Here is a 16402-nt window from a genome sequence, read left to right as displayed (position 1 = left end):
TGATTATTTGGGATGCCAAAAAATGTATCAAGGACACATTTTCTTAAATCATACGAAATGATATTTTAGTGTCATTTAAAGAAAACTCGCCGATTGGCGAAGACAGAGGCGTAGTTGCGACGCACAGGACGTGCTAGTACTGGCGTTGTAACAGGATGTTACGTCTTTAGCCAGTGCACTTATGTGCGTCAGAAAGTTATACTTTCTGATTAACTTAAAAAAACCGCAGCAAGGATTGAGACCAATGGATCAAACGAAAAAATTTGAATTTGATAAGGATTCCTACCACGCTCTTGTTAAAGAAATCATTTCCGATGTGTATGATGCATTACAAGAAAAGGGATACAATCCTATCAATCAAATGACGGGTTACCTTCTTTCAGGTGATCCTGCTTATATTCCCCGTCATAAAAATGCAAGAAATCTTATTCAAAAAATCGAACGCAATGAGTTGATTGAGGAATGTCTTAGAACATTTATAGAAAATACCAAATGAAATCGGCGCTTCTTTAAAATATTCCTATATAATTAGTAACAGGACTAAAAGAAAGCGCGGAGAAAGAATGAATCGTCTACAAGGAAAGGTTGTCGTCATCTAGAAAATTGATAACTTGCCCTTTCCTATGTGGGTCACCCCACTTTTCCACATTACAGCACTTTTCCCCCACACTCTCACCAGCGTATCCGCCGTCACCATCTTTAACCCTCTCCCGCCAAGAATCTCACACTTTGATCAAATAATTCTTCAATCCAGCACAGCTTCGAGAAAACATGATCAGCGCCTTCGATCAAATGAATTTTTGCTTCATTCTTCACATATACATCAATATATTTTTGGCCATATTCGAGAGGGACAGTTTGATCCTTTGTCCCATGTATAATCATTACTGGGTTGGCATAGGCTGTAATCCCATCATATAAATCACGGGCATTCAGATCGTCATAAAAGCCGCGGCCCAGTTCAAGCCCTCCCAAATCAATATTTCCGTTCGGCATCTCTAAGTTATTTTCAAAATAAAGCTTTGCCAATTGATTCATTCTCCCGGCGGGCGCCCATAAGCATAGTTTATGTATGTCATCAGGAAACTCTTTCGCCACTTGGGTCGCTACCGCCCCGCCCATGCTGAAGCCCGTCAACATGATTTTTGAAGGATCTGCCCAGTCTAGCTTTTTTACCATCTGCAGGATTTCCTTGCCTTCATGAACCTCCCTGCTAAAAGTCAAATCCGCAAATGACCCCTCGCTTTCACCAGAACCGGAAAAATCGAAGCGCACACATCCCATCCCATGCTTTTCAAGTTCCCGGGCGAAACGGACAAACAAAAAGTGGCTTTCCGTTTTCGACCCCGTAAAGCCATGAAAAAGAATAACAACGGGATGCTTTTGAAATTGACTCTCTTCAGGTTGGTGGGCGGTCCCGCGTAATGTTAAGCCATCGAATTCAAGTGATATCGGGTATTCCATAACTTTATCATCCTTTCTAAAACGCACATCATATTATCTATTCTGTTTTCAATCAAAAAACCCTTCCCTCATTGGAAAGAGTCTAAAATCAATATCCTAATCCGGTCAAGCATTTTTCACGTCTTGCAGAAATTGCTTTGTTCTTTCCTCTTTTGGATGATTAAAAACGGCATCTGTTGTGCCTTGTTCCACAATGACACCGCGATCCATGAATATCACTCGGTCCGCCACATCCCGAGCAAATCCCATCTCATGTGTCACAACGACCATTGTCATGCCTTCCTTAGCCAAATCCTTCATGACAAGGAGAACTTCCCTCACAAGTTCGGGATCCAGTGCTGATGTCGGCTCATCATAAAGCATCACCATGGGTTCCATTGAAAGGGCTCTGGCAATCGCGACTCGCTGCTGCTGGCCGCCTGAAAGCTGTGCAGGGTAATGATGACATTTGTCAGCCAAACCAACTTTCTCAAGAAGATTTTCCGCTAAACGCCTTGCTTTTTCACGTGACATTTTTTTTATAACAACAGGGCCTTCCATCACATTTTCAACCGCCGTTTTATGAGGAAATAAATTAAACTGCTGGAAGACAAACCCGGTGTTTTGCCGGAGCTTTCTAATCGTTGCTTTTCGCTCTCGTTCATTTTCTCCGCCTGCTTCTACCTTATAATCCCCCACTGTAACAATCCCATCATTCGGGGCCTCGAGCGACGTGATACAACGCAGCAACGTCGATTTCCCCGAGCCGCTCGGCCCCATTACGACGACGACTTCACTCTTATCTACTGCAAGATTAATCCCTTTCAACACATGATTGTCAGCAAAGCTCTTTGTGATATTCTCTAAATTTATGACCTTCATATTCTCTTCCCCCAATTATTGCATAATGTGCCTTGATGATCGTTTCTCAAGCCAGTCCAGCAATAAAGTAAAACCGGTGATCACCACCCAATAAATAGCTGCAGCGACCAAATATATTGTTAACGGTTCAAATGTTTTAGCAATGATTAGTGAAGACATTTGCAATAGTTCTGTCACTGTAATAACCGATACAAGAGATGTATCCTTAATTAAGGTAATATAAGTATTAGACATCGTCGGGATCGCGATTCGAATGCTTTGCGGCAGGATGATTCGCCGCAATGCTTGACCATATGTCATGCCAAGCGATTCGGCCGCTTCCAATTGGCCTTTGTCAACCGATAATATAGCCGCCCGGAAAGATTCTGAAAGGTAGGCTCCGGCATTTAAGCTCAAAGCAATAATGCCGGAGGGGATCGGGCTGATCTCAATGTTTATTTGGGGCAGCCCATAATAAATCACAAAGATTTGCACTAATAAAGGCGTTCCGCGAAAAATAGAAATATAGACTGACGCTATTCCTTTTAGCAATTTATTTTTTGAAATGCGGGCCAGCGCGGTAAAAAAGCCGATAATAAGTGCGATTACAACAGAAATGACGGCGAGTAGAATCGTCATTAAAGTGGCGTTCAGCAGTGCAGGCAACGATTCTGTTATTAAGGAGAATGTCATAGCGCCGCGCCCCTGTTTGATTCAAAGGTAATATCGATGCCCCGCGCACGCAATGCACTGAGAAACGGCTTGAAGTGATCACCAATAATAATCTTTTCAATCGGAATGACACCGCGTTCTGTAACCTTTCCTGCCGCAATCCACTGGGCCATCACCATCGCCGGCATCGCTGTTGTTTTGGCCATTGATGTAATCCCCCGTTCATGATCAAAGAAATCAACCATTTCCCACTTGAACCATGTCTGCTCCCCATTTTTTTTACCTTTGGTTACCACACGCAAGACAGTAATATCTTCGCCTGACTGCCCTTTCATTTGCGGTTCTAATACTGCTGTCGAAAATTTCCTTGGACTTATCGATATCCCGTCTACGTCAATTGGCGTGTCATCTAGGAAACCCAATTCAGCCAACACCCCCATCTTCTCCCAATGCCCCTTATACCTGACCGTTTTTTCGTACAGTCTGTTTACCTTATCCTTAAGCGTATAAGCAGCACTATGCGCATCCGTTATGACAGCCTCACAATCTCCCACAGGGTCAGGGAAACGGACGCTTTCTAATCCGGATAATGCAGGAAGTGTCACAAGCTCACCTTTCTCAACGGCTAAAGCCGGTCTGCTGTATAACCCCATCACACTTTCTAACCGAAAAACAACCTGATACCATAGCGGAGGTAACGGGTTTCTCGGAATCCCTCCGCATATCATCACCGCCTCGTCAGCCTCATCCAATAGGTCAATGCCTTGAGCGGCCAAAAAGTTAGTGATCCCCGGTGCCACCCCGCTACCGGGAACAATGACAACCCCTGCTTCTTTCGCCGCTTCATCCAACGCCATCTTAGTGTGATAATCGGAACCTACCAAATCAACTAAATGGCATTTCGCGGAGACCGCCGCTTTAATGGTCATTAAGCTTAATGAGTGCGGCAAACAGGCAACAGCAACATCAGCCTCTTTCAATATTTCTGAAATAGCTTCTACATTTTCAAGAGCCGCAACGCGTCCTTTAACTTTGGCATTGTCAGCAGCTTCAACGCAATGTTTAACACTGTTCTGAACAGCATCAACGGCCGTTACCTTACTAATATTCGCACATGATGCAAGCTCACGAACAACTGTCGTTCCGATCATTCCTGTACCCAATACAACGGCATCCATAGTGTTACCCTCCCTATATTTTTCGTTAAGACATCAGCGGCTAGGCTATTTGCTTAATGGTTCAGTGCCAAACCATTTTTTATAGATCTTGTTATATGTGCCATCCCTTTTCATATCAGACAGTGCTTTATTTAACGCCTTTACAAATTTGGGATGCCCTTTTTTGACAGCCATTCCGATCGTATCTTTATTCACAACATCACTGCTGATTTTAATAGGCAGGTGCTTTTTTTGAATGTTATAGCTCATCAGCAATTTGTCATTGATGATCACGTCTAATCGGCCATTCATAAGATCTTGAATGTAATCATTCACCGTTTTATAGGTATGAACATCCGCTCCGTCTACACTTCTTGCCACTTTTTCAAAAGTGGTCCCCGCACCGACCCCGACCTTTTTCCCTTTAATATCCTCTAGTTTGGTCAGACCACTTGTATCCTTTCTTGTAACCAAAACAGACCCGGTCACAACGTAAGGATCAGTGAAATCAACACTTTTCTTTCGCTCATCCGTAATGGTCATTTGCGCAATGATAATATCGAACTTATTTGCCTTCAGTCCGCCGATCAAGCCATCCCATTTCGTTGCAACAAACTTCGTCTTAACGCCTAACCGGCGTGCAATTTCGTTTGAGATATCAACATCAAATCCGTCATATTTCTTTTTATCATTCAAAAAATTAAACGGAGGATATGTCCCTTCGAACCCGACACGCAAGACACCTGAATCCTTCACCTGGCTCAAACCGCTTTTTTCGCTTTTATCCCCTGATTCTGTGTTCTTGCTTCCGCAAGCCGTCACCCCAACGAGAAGCAAAAGTGCTGCAAAGAGTAACACAACGACCCGTTTCATCCATAAACACCCCCATGATCTTTTTTTCTGCCTTGAAGATTGTAGAACAATTTTGTAGTACAATTCTATGAATGACATGCAATTTTATTCATAATTTTATAAACAATAAGTAAATAACATATATAACCACTTTTTTAAGGGAGGCGGTCACCTTGTCATCACAAAAACAAAAATCTCTTAAGCAAAGAGTCTACGAAAATGTAAAAAAGGCGATCCTTAATCGCCGGATTGCCCCTGGAAATCAACTTATTGAAGAAGTTATTGCCAAGCAATTAAAGATTAGCCGCACTCCTATTCGTCAAGCCTATCAGCAGTTAGCATTAGATGGCCTGGTTGAAATGATTCCAAATCGCGGAACGTTCGTTGTGAATCCTTCGATAGATGAAATAAAACAGGCTTATGATGCTAGGGGGTTTTTGGAGAGTAAAGCTGCAAGTCTGGCAATAGCCCATATAACTGGGAGTGACATTGATGAATTTGAAGGGATGATTGAGAAAGAAAAAAAGGCTTTAGCTGATCAGGATATCGAAGGCTATCTGTCAGCAAATAAAGCCTTTCACCTCTGTATTGCCAATAAGTCACAAAATCAGTTCCTTATTCAATTTATAGAAAAACTGATAAATACAACGAATATCTATATTATTTTCTATGACAGGCTTTTCGGAAATTGGGATCGGCCGGCGTCCAGCCCCGGAGAACACCAAAAAATTCTGGATCTAATCAAACAAAAAGAGATCGGCAAGCTTGAGAATGTTCTAATCCGGCATAATCAAACGACTTATGGAAAACTGAACATGCCTGAATATGAGTTTGGGGTTAAAGAGGAATGATGATAAGAGATGATCGTATGGAGCAAAAGAATTGAGCATGTTTTAAAAAAATGGATTAAAACATGCTCATATTTTTATTTATCGGGAAAAGCGGGGTAATTAGTTCATCTTACTTGACGGACAAAGCACTTCGACAGTAAATCCTCCAGGGGCCTTGACATAGAAAGTATAGCCATGGGCATGAACTGGCGGGTTAACATCCAATCCATCCTCTTTCATCTGTTGATTGATCTTATCCACCTGCTCTTGATTTTCCTGAGGGAAGCCAACATGGAACGTTTTCGGGTAGCTAACTTCGCGCCCTTTCATTAATGTCAAAATAAAATCATCTTCATCATTCATTACCGCAAAGCCGTCTCCCCGGTTGCCCCGGCATTTTAGACCAAAATAGGTTTCTAAAAACTTCTGAGCCGCCGGGACATCCGTCACAGTTAAATTAAGGTGTTGAACTTTCATTCTTTCACCCTTCCTTCAATTAAGGTACTTTCACCCATTAGATTACATTAACGCTAGCACCACTGACAAGGATTTGTGCTTTGAATAAATCATTATTTTAATTTAGCTTATTAATGGGCCCCTAAGACCGCAGTCTGGTCATTGCTAAATCTCCATTTCCAACAATGCACTGCTTAAACTTTTTCCATGGGTGTCCATAGCCAATGAGGTGGTGACACCTCCCAAAAGGCTTTTGTAGCAAACGAAGTTGAGCGCCTTTATGTTTGCCAGTTCATAACGGATAACCCTCCCTTGAATAATATCCCGCATGTGTTCTTTTACTGATTCCGCCGTGACCTTTTGGCAAAGCATCTCATAATCTTCTTCATTATAGGGAATGAGAGAAAGATTCAATATATCACCTTTATCCCCTGCCCTGCTGTGAGCAATATCATATAACTTCATCTTTTACACTCCCTTTAAATAGACTTGTGTCTGCACCTTATCTCTCGGTATAAAGGTGGAAACGACACCAATCGATTCACTGACTTTTTTCCTGGCACCCCCGCCGCCTGCCGGACCGTTTGTGTATAAAGCTTCCACTTCCTCACCAATCAGCATGGCAAGTTCCTCAGAATCAGAATGTCCCGCTGCACGGACTCTTACTTCATAGGGGTCTATCCTCTCAAATTGTGTCCGGTGAACAGAAGAGATCCCAATGAGATCAATGCGCAAATCCGATACCGATCCTGATAATCTCTCTTTTAAAATTTTGCCCGAGAGTTTCGCACGTTCAGCCGCATTGGTTCCCGCATAGGAAATTTCCCCTTCGCCTATAAAGCCGGCATGATAGCCAACGGATACTTTTAATAAATCAGGCCGTGTTGTCCCGCTGCCGCCGCTCACCTCAACTTGATTTTTGCCGACTTTATGAACTTGTACGGACGAAAAGTCCGCGATCGCATCTGGTGTAAAATATTCCGCAGGATTATGCACCTCATAAATTAATTGTTCTTTAACTGTCCTGAGGTCAACCAGCCCTCCCGTTCCTTCCACTTTAGTAATTAACGCCCTGCCATCGGGATCAATCACAGCGTAAGGAAAACCGAGATGAGCAAGATCTGGAACATCCTTTTTATCAGGGTCAGCAAAATATCCTCCGCTAATCTGACCAGCACACTCAAGCAAGTGTCCATTAACAATCCCTTGGCCTAATTTAGTATAGTCATCTCGCGACCAGTTAAAATGATGAACTTGTGGCGCTAGAAAAAGAGAGGGGTCAGCCACTCGTCCCGTGATGATAATATTTGCATCCGTTTCAAGGGCAGGTAATAAGGCATCAATGCCAAGATAAGCATTGGCGGAAATGATAGGTTCATAGGAAGCAAGTGTCTTATTCGTTTCCCAAATTTCCGCATTAAGATCAATTTGATCTAGACACTCATCTCCGGTAACAGCAGCTACCTTGCAAGAGAGATTTAATTCTTTCGCTATGCAGAGAATTTTCTCCGCTCCCGCAATTGGATTGGCAGCCCCCATGTTTGTAATCAAACGGACGTTATGTTTTATAAGCAACGGCAAAAGCCTGCGCATCCTTCTTTCTAGCAGCGGGTCATACCCAACATTGCCATTGTGTGACTTCCGCTGTTGCGCTAATGCTATTGTTCGTTCTGCAAGACACTCCAAAACCAAATAATCTAAATTAGCATGCTGCACGAGCACTTCAGCAGGTTCTAACCGATCACCTGAAAACCCCGCTCCTGATCCGATCCTTAACGTCTTTTCTGGCTTAGTTCTTACCATGGTTATCTCTCCATTCAAAGCAATTTATATTGGTATAGCCCCTGTTATGACAGCGATAATCGTCATTACAATAGTTGTGGCAAAAGCCCATTTAAAAATGAACCGTTGATGATCACCTAAGTTAACACCCGCCATTCCCACCAAAATAAAGGTTGATGCTGTTAATGGACTTAAAGGAAAACCAGTCGTCATCTGCCCGAGTATCGCCGCCCTGCCCACTGCAACAGGCTCTACGCCAAAAGCAGATGCTGCTTCACTCAAAACTGGCATGACACCAAAATAGTAAGCATCAGGCGTAAAAACAAAACTTAAAGGCATGCTTGTTATCGCGACAAGCACAGGCAAATGTCCGCCTAATGCGTCCGGGATAAATGTAACCAGTGCCTTAGCCATGGCATCAATCATTCCCGTACCGGTCAAAATCCCAGTAAAAATGCCTGCTGCAAAAATCATTGCTGTAACCATCACAACATTGTGGCCATATGCTGTTAACCGCTTATGCTGTTCTTCTATTTTTGGATAGTTTACGAACAATGCAACCGTAAAGGAAATCACAAACAGAACAGGCAGAGGCAACCAAACCATAATGAGAGCAACGATAAGAACAATGGTTAATATCACATTGAACCAGAAAAGTTTCGGCCGTCTTGCTGAAACTTGGTCTTCGGAAAGTTCATCGTGATGGTTGTACTCGTACTTTAATGTGACCACACCCAAGCGACGCCGTTCTTTTTTTCCTAAGAGATAAGCCGCAATAATAACCCATAATATTCCTGCACACAAAGCTGGAATCACCGGATTAAACAATACAGAGGAATCAACTTTAAGAACGCTCATTGCTCTGGCTGTCGGGCCGCCCCAAGGCATGACATTCATTACACCTGCCCCTAATGCAACGACACCCGACAAGACTAGAGGGTTCATCTTAAGTTTCTTATACAACGGAAGCAATGCTGAAATGGTGATCATAAATGTGGAGGTGCCATCGCCGTCCAAGGCTACCATCATTGTCAATATTGCTGTGCCGACAACAATTTTTAATGGATCCCCTTTTACCAGACGGATCATTCGTGACACGAGCGGATCAAACAATCCGGTATCAATCATTAAACCGAAATACAAGACAGCAAACATAACCAGAACGCCTGTAGGCGCAACCTTGATAATGCCCTTTAACATCATGTCGCCTATTTCCGCGCCAAAGCCGCCGATGAGAGCAAATATGACAGGGATAATAACTAACGCAACAATAACAGACAACTTCTTGGTCATAATCGTATAAAGGAACACTATAATCGCTAAAAACCCCAATAAGGCCAACATAATTTAACCCCCTTCACAGTTTTCTGAACATTCATTATACCTATTGCAAGAATGATGCCAAAAAAATAAGCCTTTATTAAAGGCTTCGAAAAATGTAAGTTCTAAAATTTTAGAAAAACCTAGAGTTTTACGAACATAATACATAAGTTTGTAAGCGGTGTCATTATTCTAGATATCTATAACTATTCCATTTAATTAGAACCATTATATTCCTTAAATTTGCTATATAGTGAAGCTAAAGAAATACCGAGTTGATCAGCAGCTTTTTTCTTCCCTGCAAGTGTGTTGCCGTAAGTATCTATTGTCTGGAGAATAACCTTTTGTTCTGTCTTTTTAAGAATGTCCTTTAAACTCGCTCCAAGATGATCCGTTTCCATCAACTGGTGCCCTTTCCGCACGGCTTCGGGCAAGTGTGAACAGTCAATACACCCTTTTTCAGCCATGTTCATGGCAAAATGAACAACATTGTTAAGTTCACGTGTATTTCCCGGCCATTCATAATCCATTAATACTTTTCTGGCATGTTCCGTTAATTGTAATGGTTGTGAAGAACTCGTTTCCAGGGAATGCCTTATAAATAGAGCAATATCCCCTTTTCGGGACCTTAAGGGCGGGATCATAATTTCTATACCATTTAATCGATAATAAAGATCCTCTCGAAAGCGTTGTTTTTCGACCATTGTATTTAAATCTTTATTTGTTGCTGTGATAAGCTGAACATCAATTTCTTGTTCTTGTAAACTCCCGACTTTACGAATCCTCCCGTCCTGTAATACACGAAGGAGTTTAGCCTGGAGTTCAAAAGGCAAATCGCCAATTTCGTCAAGGAAAAGCGTGCCATTATGAGCCAATTCAAATAAGCCCATTTTTCCACCCTTTTTGGAGTTTGTAAACGAGCCCTCAACATAACCAAACAGTTCGCTCTCAAGGAGGGAGGACGGAATCGCTGCACAATTCACAGGAACAAAAGGGTGTTTGGCACGGGCGCTTTCACTATGAATCGCGTGAGCAAACAATTCTTTACCTGTCCCGCTTTCACCTTGAATCAAAATGTTTAAATCAGAACGTGCGGCTTTCTGAGCAAGGTTGACTGTATTTTTTAACCCTGCATCTTTTCCGATGATGTCATTAAATGTATATTTGGCTTGATAAAGATGCCCAAAGGTGTTCGCAAATGCCACTAATTTTTCCTTGCTTCTTTCAAGCTCTTTTGTCAATTTATGAACCTCTGTCAAACTTTTGAGAACGGAAACGGCCCCAACCATACTTCCATGTTTATAAATTGGTGCCATATCCACCACATACTCAACATTACCCTCTTTACGGTAAACGCCTGACCTTCTTTTCCCATCCTCCAATGTTTTTGGCAATAAAGCACCTTTCCTTACTTTAACTAAAGACTTCCCTATGATATTTTCCCTTTGTACCCCTGTAATATTTGTATATTCGTCATTTATTAACCTGACAATTCCTTGTGAATCGATGACCAATATCCCATCATTAATTGCACCGATAATTTCTTCCAGCCAGTTGGTATAGGAATTTACATTTTTATTATCACAGTCTAACAAAATGTCAATCTCTCCTTTTTACTATTCCATAATTGAAATGAACCTATTTAATTAACCATACTACTTATATGAAGGGATTGGAACACACCAATTCATTAGCTTATATTGCATCATTAAAAGAACGGGCATGATTAGGGATGATTTAGTCTTAACCAAAATTTGATTGGGTTAAAGGGTAATTAATATCCATTGATAGAAAGTGATTAAAATGTGGCGGTTTGGGGCTGACAACTAATGAAGCGAATGAATGGAATCTTGTTCAATAAACTTAGAAATCCTATCAAGATCAACAATAGAATCTGGTGACCAAACTATTTTAGCCACTTGTTAAAATGCTCCCTGACTTTTTCGTGTGACGAGCCTTTTCCTTGATCGATTTCGTAAATAGCTTCTTCGATCTGGGCTTTCTTATAAAGCCCCTCCATGATATCGTCAATCGTTACATCATCGGGTAAATTCTTAATTAATTCAATGACTTCTTGTTTGGTGCTCATGTTCATTTCTCCATTTCCGGCTCAGGTTGAATTGTTTACTATAACAGTACACGAACACCTATTCTATGTCAATTATTATTATAATTCTATATTCACATATGTTAGGTGAAATAAAGTCATTTACTTTTGATGGTGTGATGCCGCATTTTCCTGATGCTACCCCCGGTAGACCAACTTTTGGGGAACAACCTCTAAAATTAAGACTGCGCCGTTCCATATCCCTGTTTTGTACATACTATGTAATTACGAATGGAAAGGAGGCTCAGTACATGGCCGGAGAAACAACACACCTGTCCAATCTACTATTTTGTAAATACATAATTCATTTCAAAATAGGCCATTAAAATAGAAAAAAATAAGATAAATTAAAAGGGGTTAAGACCATGATCAACGTTTTATTTGTATGTCTGGGTAATATTTGCCGTTCACCGATGGCTGAAGCTTTGTTTCGCGACTTAGTCAAAAAAGAAAATTTGACTAACAAAATCGTAGTTGACTCCGCTGCAACCAGTTCATGGCAAATCGGCTTCCCTCCGCACGAAGGAACTCTTAATATTCTGAAGAAATACAATATCTCTTCTAAGGGGCTTGTTGGACGCCAGCTAAAGAAAGAAGACTTTTGGAAGTTCGATTATATTATCGGTATGGACGAAAGCAACATAAAAAATATTTACAGGATAATCAACAAGCCTAATCATCCAAAGATCATTAGGCTGCTCGACCTAACCAAATACAGAAAAGATGTCCCCGATCCATTTTACACAGGTGACTTTAATGAAACCTACCGTCTTGTTTCGGCCGGCTGCAAGGCATTACTCAGGAAAATACGTAGTGAACAAAACTTATAACAACAAGGCATCCACCTTAATCCGACGATCAAAATTAGTTTTTATTTCCCTGAACCCATTTTGTAAAAATTGTAAAATCCAGTTACTGAACAAAAGTTTCAAAACAACACCGGCTTCGAGCCGAATATTGTTTGAATGTTCAAGTGCTGCGCTCATTAGCCGCTAGTATCGGAGCAACGATTCCCCCGAAGACAGTGATGCCTTCCTTTCCGTTTTCGAGGATTAAGATGTTAGATATACTTGATGCAACTTTTCAATCTGATATTGGTATAGTATGTCTAAGGGAACGTCATCTTACCTAGAGCACGCGGTTTTTATAAATTACAAATAATTTGACATACTAAAACAAATGATGTAAATTACTAAATGTACGAACATTACATACTTATGTTACAAATAACATTCGTGTTTAGAGGTGTTAACCATGGAAAATGTGTTTGATTATGAGGATATCCAATTAATCCCGGCAAAATGTGTTGTAAACAGCCGCTCTGAGTGTGATACAACGGTCAACTTAGGCGGACGGACATTTAAGCTGCCTGTAGTGCCTGCAAATATGCAGACGATTATAGATGAAAAAATCGCCATTAACTTAGCGGAAAATGGCTACTTCTATATTATGCATCGGTTTGCACCAGAGAAGCGAATTCCTTTTATTAAGGATATGGCATCACGCGGATTATTCGCATCGATCAGTGTCGGCGTCAAAGATGAAGAGTATCAATTCGTACAGCAATTATCAGATGGACAGCTTGCGCCGGAATACATTACGATTGATATTGCTCACGGTCATTCAGACAGCGTGATCAAAATGATTCAGCATATTAAGAAACACTTGCCTGAAAGTTTTGTGATTGCAGGAAATGTCGGCACCCCAGAAGCAGTAAGAGAATTAGAACATGCCGGTGCCGATGCGACAAAAGTCGGCATTGGACCGGGAAAGGTTTGTATCACGAAGATCAAGACTGGATTTGGCACCGGCGGTTGGCAATTGGCTGCGCTGCGCTGGTGTGCAAAAGCGGCAAGCAAGCCGATTATTGCCGACGGTGGCATTCGCACACATGGCGATATCGCCAAATCCGTTCGCTTTGGCGCAACGATGGTCATGATCGGTTCCTTATTTGCCGGACATGAAGAATCACCAGGAGAAACCGTTGAGAAGGATGGCAAGCGCTATAAAGAATACTTCGGCTCAGCCTCCGAATTTCAAAAAGGTGAAAAGAAAAATGTAGAAGGCAAGAAAATGTTTGTCGAACACAAAGGCTCTTTAAAAGAAACGTTGATCGAAATGGAGCAAGACTTGCAATCCTCTATCTCCTACGCCGGCGGAGAAACGTTAGAAGCAATCCGCAATGTCGATTATGTCGTTGTTAAAAATTCAATTTTTAACGGCGACAAGGTGTATTAAGCAAAAAATATTAATCAGGGGCATTCCTTTTTTACGGAATGCCTCTGATTTTTTCCGTTATCTCTAGTTCCTTAAACAAATATCAGCCACAAAATCATCGCGACGATAATTGTCACAACCCCCTGGCATAAAGTCGCCATCGTCTGGGCTTTGTATGCATCTGTGACCTTCAATCCGGTAAATTGAGTGACAACCCAGAAGAAACTGTCATTCACATGGCTTACAGTCATCGCTCCGGCTCCAATAGCCATAACAACTAATGCCAGCGGCACCGCCCCTTCTATACCGAGAGTTGGCAGCATCGGTGCAATAAGTGAAGACGTGATAACCAGCGCTGCAGTGGATGAACCTTGTGCTGTTTTTAAAGCTGCTGCAATGAGGAATGGAATGATTAAAAATAGTGCCCCGCTAAACATATCACCTATTGGCCAGCTTTGAATCGCTTCCGCAATGCCCGTGTTTTTGATCACTCCCCCAAACGCACCGCCAGCACCTGTTATTAAGAGAATTGGGGTAGATTCTATTAATCCTTTTCCAATCCAGTTCGTCAATGTCTCATCATTGTATTTTGGCAGCAGCGCAAAAGCAGCGATCACACCTGCCAATAAAGCTACAAGAGGTGATCCTAAGAAAACAAAGAATTTAGCAATATTCCCTTCTGTTCCGAGAAAAGTTACAACAGAGCCAATCCCAATCAATACAATGGGCAGCACAATCGGCAAAAAGGAAAGAAACGCAGATGGCATTTTTCCAAAAGAAGCAACGATGTCATCATAATGTAATTCTTCTCCGTCATCTTCGACTTCTATTTTGCTCGCTACCTTAGTTGCCCAGAAATAACCGACAACTGTAGCAGGAATAGCTGTTATAAATCCAATTAAAATGATCGTACCTAAGAAATGACTCGCGCCAATGTTCCCTGCGGCGGCGATCGGTCCTGGTGTTGGCGGCACAAGCGTATGCGTGGCATATAAGCCTGTTGCAAGAGCCACAGACATCGAAGCGACCGCCACTTTAGCCCGTTTGGCCAACGCTTTTCTTAAGCTGGACAAAATAACAAAACCAGAATCGCAGAATACAGGGATGGATACAATATAGCCTATTAAACTCATAGCAAGCTGTGGTCTTTTCGGCCCGACAATTCGAAGAACAACCTCTGCCATCCGTAGAGCGGCTCCTGATTTTTCAAGAATGACGCCAATTATGGTGCCAAAAATAATAACGAGGCCAATCCCTCCCATTATGCCGCCAAAACCGGAATTCACATTTTCAACAATCTTGGTGAGCGGCATTCCAGAAGCAAATCCAACAAAAAATGTACCTAATAATAGCGATAAAAAAGGGTGCAACTTGAATTTAGCAGTCGCGACGACAACGAGTAAAACACCAATTAACAAAACGAGAAACAACATTATTTTCCCCTCCTTTTTGGAAGCGGCGCCAAAGAGGTGCGCATCACCTGCTCTGCTGTTTGCTCGAGCAGTTCAGAACCTCGGGCGATCGCTTCTTCTAATGTCATTGGCGCGTTAATGATGCTATGTACACTTTGGATCCCATGTTCATATAACTGGTCAATGCCCTTGCCAATCGATCCGGCTAGAACAAAAACGGGGCTCACTCCACATGTCTTTGCCTCCTCGGCTACACCCATCGGCGTTTTTCCAGAAGCCGTTTGAAAATCGGTCTGCCCTTCTCCGGTGAAGACACAGTGCGCACCGTTCAGCTTTTCTCTTAGCTTTGTATACTCAATGACAATATCAATGCCTCTTTTTGTGGCTGCGGGGAAAAACGCTTGAAAGGCTCCGCCAATCCCACCCGCTGCACCAGCACCTGGTTTATCATGAAGACGGATCCCTGTTTTTGCTTCAATCAAATCAGCCCAGTGTGTTAAACGGCGATCAAGAATGCGGACCATTTCCGGGGTTGCCCCTTTTTGCGGTCCAAAAACATAAGAGGCACCATTTAGTCCAACTAGTGGATTTTGAACATCAGTAGCAATTAAAAATTGGGCATCCGCAATTCTTGAATCAAATCCGCTATCATCAATTTCCGCGATACGAGAAAGGTCACATGCCCCTTCTTCTGCAGGATTTCCATCTGAATAAAGCAGCTTGATGCCCAGGGCCTGAAGCATGCCGATTCCGCCGTCGTTGGTAGCGCTTCCGCCAATCGCCAAAATAAAATTGCGAATACCATCGTCTAATGCTGTTTTTATTAATTCCCCCGTTCCATAGGTTGATGTCACCATCGGATTTCGCCTTTCGAGACTTATAAGATTTAATCCCGATGCTGTTGCCATTTCTATTACACAAGTTTCTTTATCCCCGAGGATGCCGTAAGCGGCTTTTACAGGTTCTAACAAGGGCCCTTTTACAACAACATCGACCATCCTGCCTTTTGTTGCTGCAACCAAACTATCCGCTGTTCCTTCACCGCCATCAGCAACCGGCACTAAAACCGTCTTCGCTTCCGGCATTGCCTTTTTGACACCTTTTTCGATTGCCTGTGCTGCTTCAAGCGCTGTTAAAGACCCCTTAAAAGAGTCAGGTGCTATAACAATCTTCATGTTGTCCTCCCCTTTTTCTGTTGCGTATTGTCAAAACTTTATATAGAAATAAGTTATAAAATCCTATAATAAAGGGCTTTTTAAGCAAAAAACTTGCCACCCCCTAAATTCTAGAGAT

General features: G+C 42.2%; 17 protein-coding genes. 4 read left to right on the top strand and 13 right to left on the bottom strand.

Going from position 1 to position 16402, the window contains the following annotated elements; translation table 11 throughout:
* Positions 1 to 235: 235 nt before the first annotated feature.
* Positions 236 to 496 carry an IreB family regulatory phosphoprotein gene (locus tag EV207_RS19575; protein WP_207902979.1) on the top strand — a complete coding sequence of 87 codons (261 nt, stop codon included), beginning with the start codon at positions 236 to 238 and terminating at the stop codon, positions 494 to 496.
* A 203-nt stretch (positions 497 to 699) separates the two neighbouring features.
* Here EV207_RS19575 and EV207_RS19570 read toward each other — a convergent pair whose 3' ends face one another.
* From EV207_RS19570 to EV207_RS19550, 5 genes are all read right to left on the bottom strand, one after another.
* The gene (locus EV207_RS19570) at positions 700 to 1464 is read right to left on the bottom strand and encodes an alpha/beta hydrolase family protein (RefSeq protein WP_132747846.1); all 765 of its coding nucleotides are present in this window, start codon (positions 1462 to 1464) and stop codon (positions 700 to 702) included.
* Positions 1465 to 1569: 105 nt separating this feature from the next.
* The gene (locus EV207_RS19565; protein WP_132747845.1) at positions 1570 to 2325 is read right to left on the bottom strand and encodes an amino acid ABC transporter ATP-binding protein; all 756 of its coding nucleotides are present in this window, start codon (positions 2323 to 2325) and stop codon (positions 1570 to 1572) included.
* Positions 2326 to 2340: 15 nt separating this feature from the next.
* Positions 2341 to 2997 (bottom strand): amino acid ABC transporter permease, encoded by a 657-nt coding sequence (locus EV207_RS19560; RefSeq protein ID WP_132747844.1) that lies wholly within the window; start codon positions 2995 to 2997, stop codon positions 2341 to 2343.
* Positions 2994 to 4154 (bottom strand): saccharopine dehydrogenase family protein, encoded by a 1161-nt coding sequence (locus tag EV207_RS19555; RefSeq protein WP_132747843.1) that lies wholly within the window; start codon positions 4152 to 4154, stop codon positions 2994 to 2996. Before EV207_RS19555 ends, EV207_RS19560 begins: the two co-directional genes overlap by 4 nt.
* Positions 4155 to 4199: 45 nt before the next feature.
* Positions 4200 to 5006: a substrate-binding periplasmic protein gene (locus tag EV207_RS19550; protein WP_132747842.1), complete on the bottom strand. Its 807-nt coding sequence runs from the start codon at positions 5004 to 5006 to the stop codon at positions 4200 to 4202.
* 152 nt (positions 5007 to 5158) lie between these two features.
* Here EV207_RS19550 and EV207_RS19545 point away from each other — a divergent pair, with 152 nt between their 5' ends.
* Positions 5159 to 5836, top strand: a complete 678-nt coding sequence (locus tag EV207_RS19545) for a GntR family transcriptional regulator (protein ID WP_132747841.1) — start codon at positions 5159 to 5161, stop codon at positions 5834 to 5836.
* A gap of 99 nt (positions 5837 to 5935) precedes the next feature.
* Here the strand turns inward: EV207_RS19545 and EV207_RS19540 are convergent, their stop codons facing one another.
* The 6 genes from EV207_RS19540 to EV207_RS19515 all read right to left on the bottom strand — a co-directional run bounded on the left by EV207_RS19540 (position 5936) and on the right by EV207_RS19515 (position 11462).
* Positions 5936 to 6292: a VOC family protein gene (locus EV207_RS19540; protein ID WP_132747840.1), complete on the bottom strand. Its 357-nt coding sequence runs from the start codon at positions 6290 to 6292 to the stop codon at positions 5936 to 5938.
* A 144-nt stretch (positions 6293 to 6436) separates the two neighbouring features.
* Entirely contained in the window at positions 6437 to 6736 is a 300-nt protein-coding gene (locus EV207_RS19535) for an AtuA-related protein (protein ID WP_132747839.1), read from the bottom strand.
* A 3-nt stretch (positions 6737 to 6739) separates the two neighbouring features.
* A complete protein-coding gene (locus tag EV207_RS19530) occupies positions 6740 to 8074 on the bottom strand; it encodes an acyclic terpene utilization AtuA family protein (protein WP_132747838.1) in 1335 nt (444 codons plus the stop codon).
* Positions 8075 to 8098: 24 nt separating this feature from the next.
* The gene (locus EV207_RS19525) at positions 8099 to 9397 is read right to left on the bottom strand and encodes a CitMHS family transporter (RefSeq protein ID WP_132747837.1); all 1299 of its coding nucleotides are present in this window, start codon (positions 9395 to 9397) and stop codon (positions 8099 to 8101) included.
* A gap of 191 nt (positions 9398 to 9588) precedes the next feature.
* Positions 9589 to 10968: a sigma-54 interaction domain-containing protein gene (locus EV207_RS19520; RefSeq protein WP_243647167.1), complete on the bottom strand. Its 1380-nt coding sequence runs from the start codon at positions 10966 to 10968 to the stop codon at positions 9589 to 9591.
* A gap of 311 nt (positions 10969 to 11279) precedes the next feature.
* On the bottom strand, positions 11280 to 11462 hold the full coding sequence (locus EV207_RS19515; protein ID WP_132747835.1) for a hypothetical protein: 183 nt from the start codon (positions 11460 to 11462) through the stop codon (positions 11280 to 11282).
* Positions 11463 to 11845: 383 nt separating this feature from the next.
* Here EV207_RS19515 and EV207_RS19510 point away from each other — a divergent pair, with 383 nt between their 5' ends.
* The gene (locus EV207_RS19510; RefSeq protein WP_132747834.1) at positions 11846 to 12310 is read left to right on the top strand and encodes a low molecular weight protein-tyrosine-phosphatase; all 465 of its coding nucleotides are present in this window, start codon (positions 11846 to 11848) and stop codon (positions 12308 to 12310) included.
* A 424-nt stretch (positions 12311 to 12734) separates the two neighbouring features.
* Positions 12735 to 13718 (top strand): GMP reductase, encoded by a 984-nt coding sequence (guaC, locus tag EV207_RS19505; protein ID WP_132747833.1) that lies wholly within the window; start codon positions 12735 to 12737, stop codon positions 13716 to 13718.
* A 71-nt stretch (positions 13719 to 13789) separates the two neighbouring features.
* Here the strand turns inward: guaC and EV207_RS19500 are convergent, their stop codons facing one another.
* Both EV207_RS19500 and EV207_RS19495 read right to left on the bottom strand, forming a co-directional pair.
* On the bottom strand, positions 13790 to 15130 hold the full coding sequence (locus EV207_RS19500; RefSeq protein ID WP_132747832.1) for a GntP family permease: 1341 nt from the start codon (positions 15128 to 15130) through the stop codon (positions 13790 to 13792).
* Complete coding sequence (locus EV207_RS19495) at positions 15130 to 16284, bottom strand: glycerate kinase (protein ID WP_132747831.1); 1155 nt, start codon at positions 16282 to 16284, stop codon at positions 15130 to 15132. Before EV207_RS19495 ends, EV207_RS19500 begins: the two co-directional genes overlap by 1 nt.
* Positions 16285 to 16402 lie beyond the last annotated feature (118 nt).

It is taken from the genome of Scopulibacillus darangshiensis (assembly GCF_004341035.1).
Lineage (GTDB): Bacteria > Bacillota > Bacilli > Bacillales > Sporolactobacillaceae > Scopulibacillus > Scopulibacillus darangshiensis.
This window is presented reverse-complemented; position numbering and strand designations above follow the sequence as displayed.

What these genes read in the sequence shown, in the direction of transcription:
- EV207_RS19570 (WP_132747846.1), bottom strand. Translation starts at nt 1,464, where the DNA reads ATGGAATACCCGATATCACTTGAATTCGATGGCTTAACATTACGCGGG.
- EV207_RS19565 (WP_132747845.1), bottom strand. Translation starts at nt 2,325, where the DNA reads ATGAAGGTCATAAATTTAGAGAATATCACAAAGAGCTTTGCTGACAAT.
- EV207_RS19560 (WP_132747844.1), bottom strand. Translation starts at nt 2,997, where the DNA reads ATGACATTCTCCTTAATAACAGAATCGTTGCCTGCACTGCTGAACGCC.
- EV207_RS19555 (WP_132747843.1), bottom strand. Translation starts at nt 4,154, where the DNA reads ATGGATGCCGTTGTATTGGGTACAGGAATGATCGGAACGACAGTTGTT.
- EV207_RS19550 (WP_132747842.1), bottom strand. Translation starts at nt 5,006, where the DNA reads ATGAAACGGGTCGTTGTGTTACTCTTTGCAGCACTTTTGCTTCTCGTT.
- EV207_RS19540 (WP_132747840.1), bottom strand. Translation starts at nt 6,292, where the DNA reads ATGAAAGTTCAACACCTTAATTTAACTGTGACGGATGTCCCGGCGGCT.
- EV207_RS19535 (WP_132747839.1), bottom strand. Translation starts at nt 6,736, where the DNA reads ATGAAGTTATATGATATTGCTCACAGCAGGGCAGGGGATAAAGGTGAT.
- EV207_RS19530 (WP_132747838.1), bottom strand. Translation starts at nt 8,074, where the DNA reads ATGGTAAGAACTAAGCCAGAAAAGACGTTAAGGATCGGATCAGGAGCG.
- EV207_RS19525 (WP_132747837.1), bottom strand. Translation starts at nt 9,397, where the DNA reads ATGTTGGCCTTATTGGGGTTTTTAGCGATTATAGTGTTCCTTTATACG.
- EV207_RS19515 (WP_132747835.1), bottom strand. Translation starts at nt 11,462, where the DNA reads ATGAGCACCAAACAAGAAGTCATTGAATTAATTAAGAATTTACCCGAT.
- EV207_RS19510 (WP_132747834.1), top strand. Translation starts at nt 11,846, where the DNA reads ATGATCAACGTTTTATTTGTATGTCTGGGTAATATTTGCCGTTCACCG.
- guaC (WP_132747833.1), top strand. Translation starts at nt 12,735, where the DNA reads ATGGAAAATGTGTTTGATTATGAGGATATCCAATTAATCCCGGCAAAA.
- EV207_RS19500 (WP_132747832.1), bottom strand. Translation starts at nt 15,130, where the DNA reads ATGTTGTTTCTCGTTTTGTTAATTGGTGTTTTACTCGTTGTCGTCGCG.
- EV207_RS19495 (WP_132747831.1), bottom strand. Translation starts at nt 16,284, where the DNA reads ATGAAGATTGTTATAGCACCTGACTCTTTTAAGGGGTCTTTAACAGCG.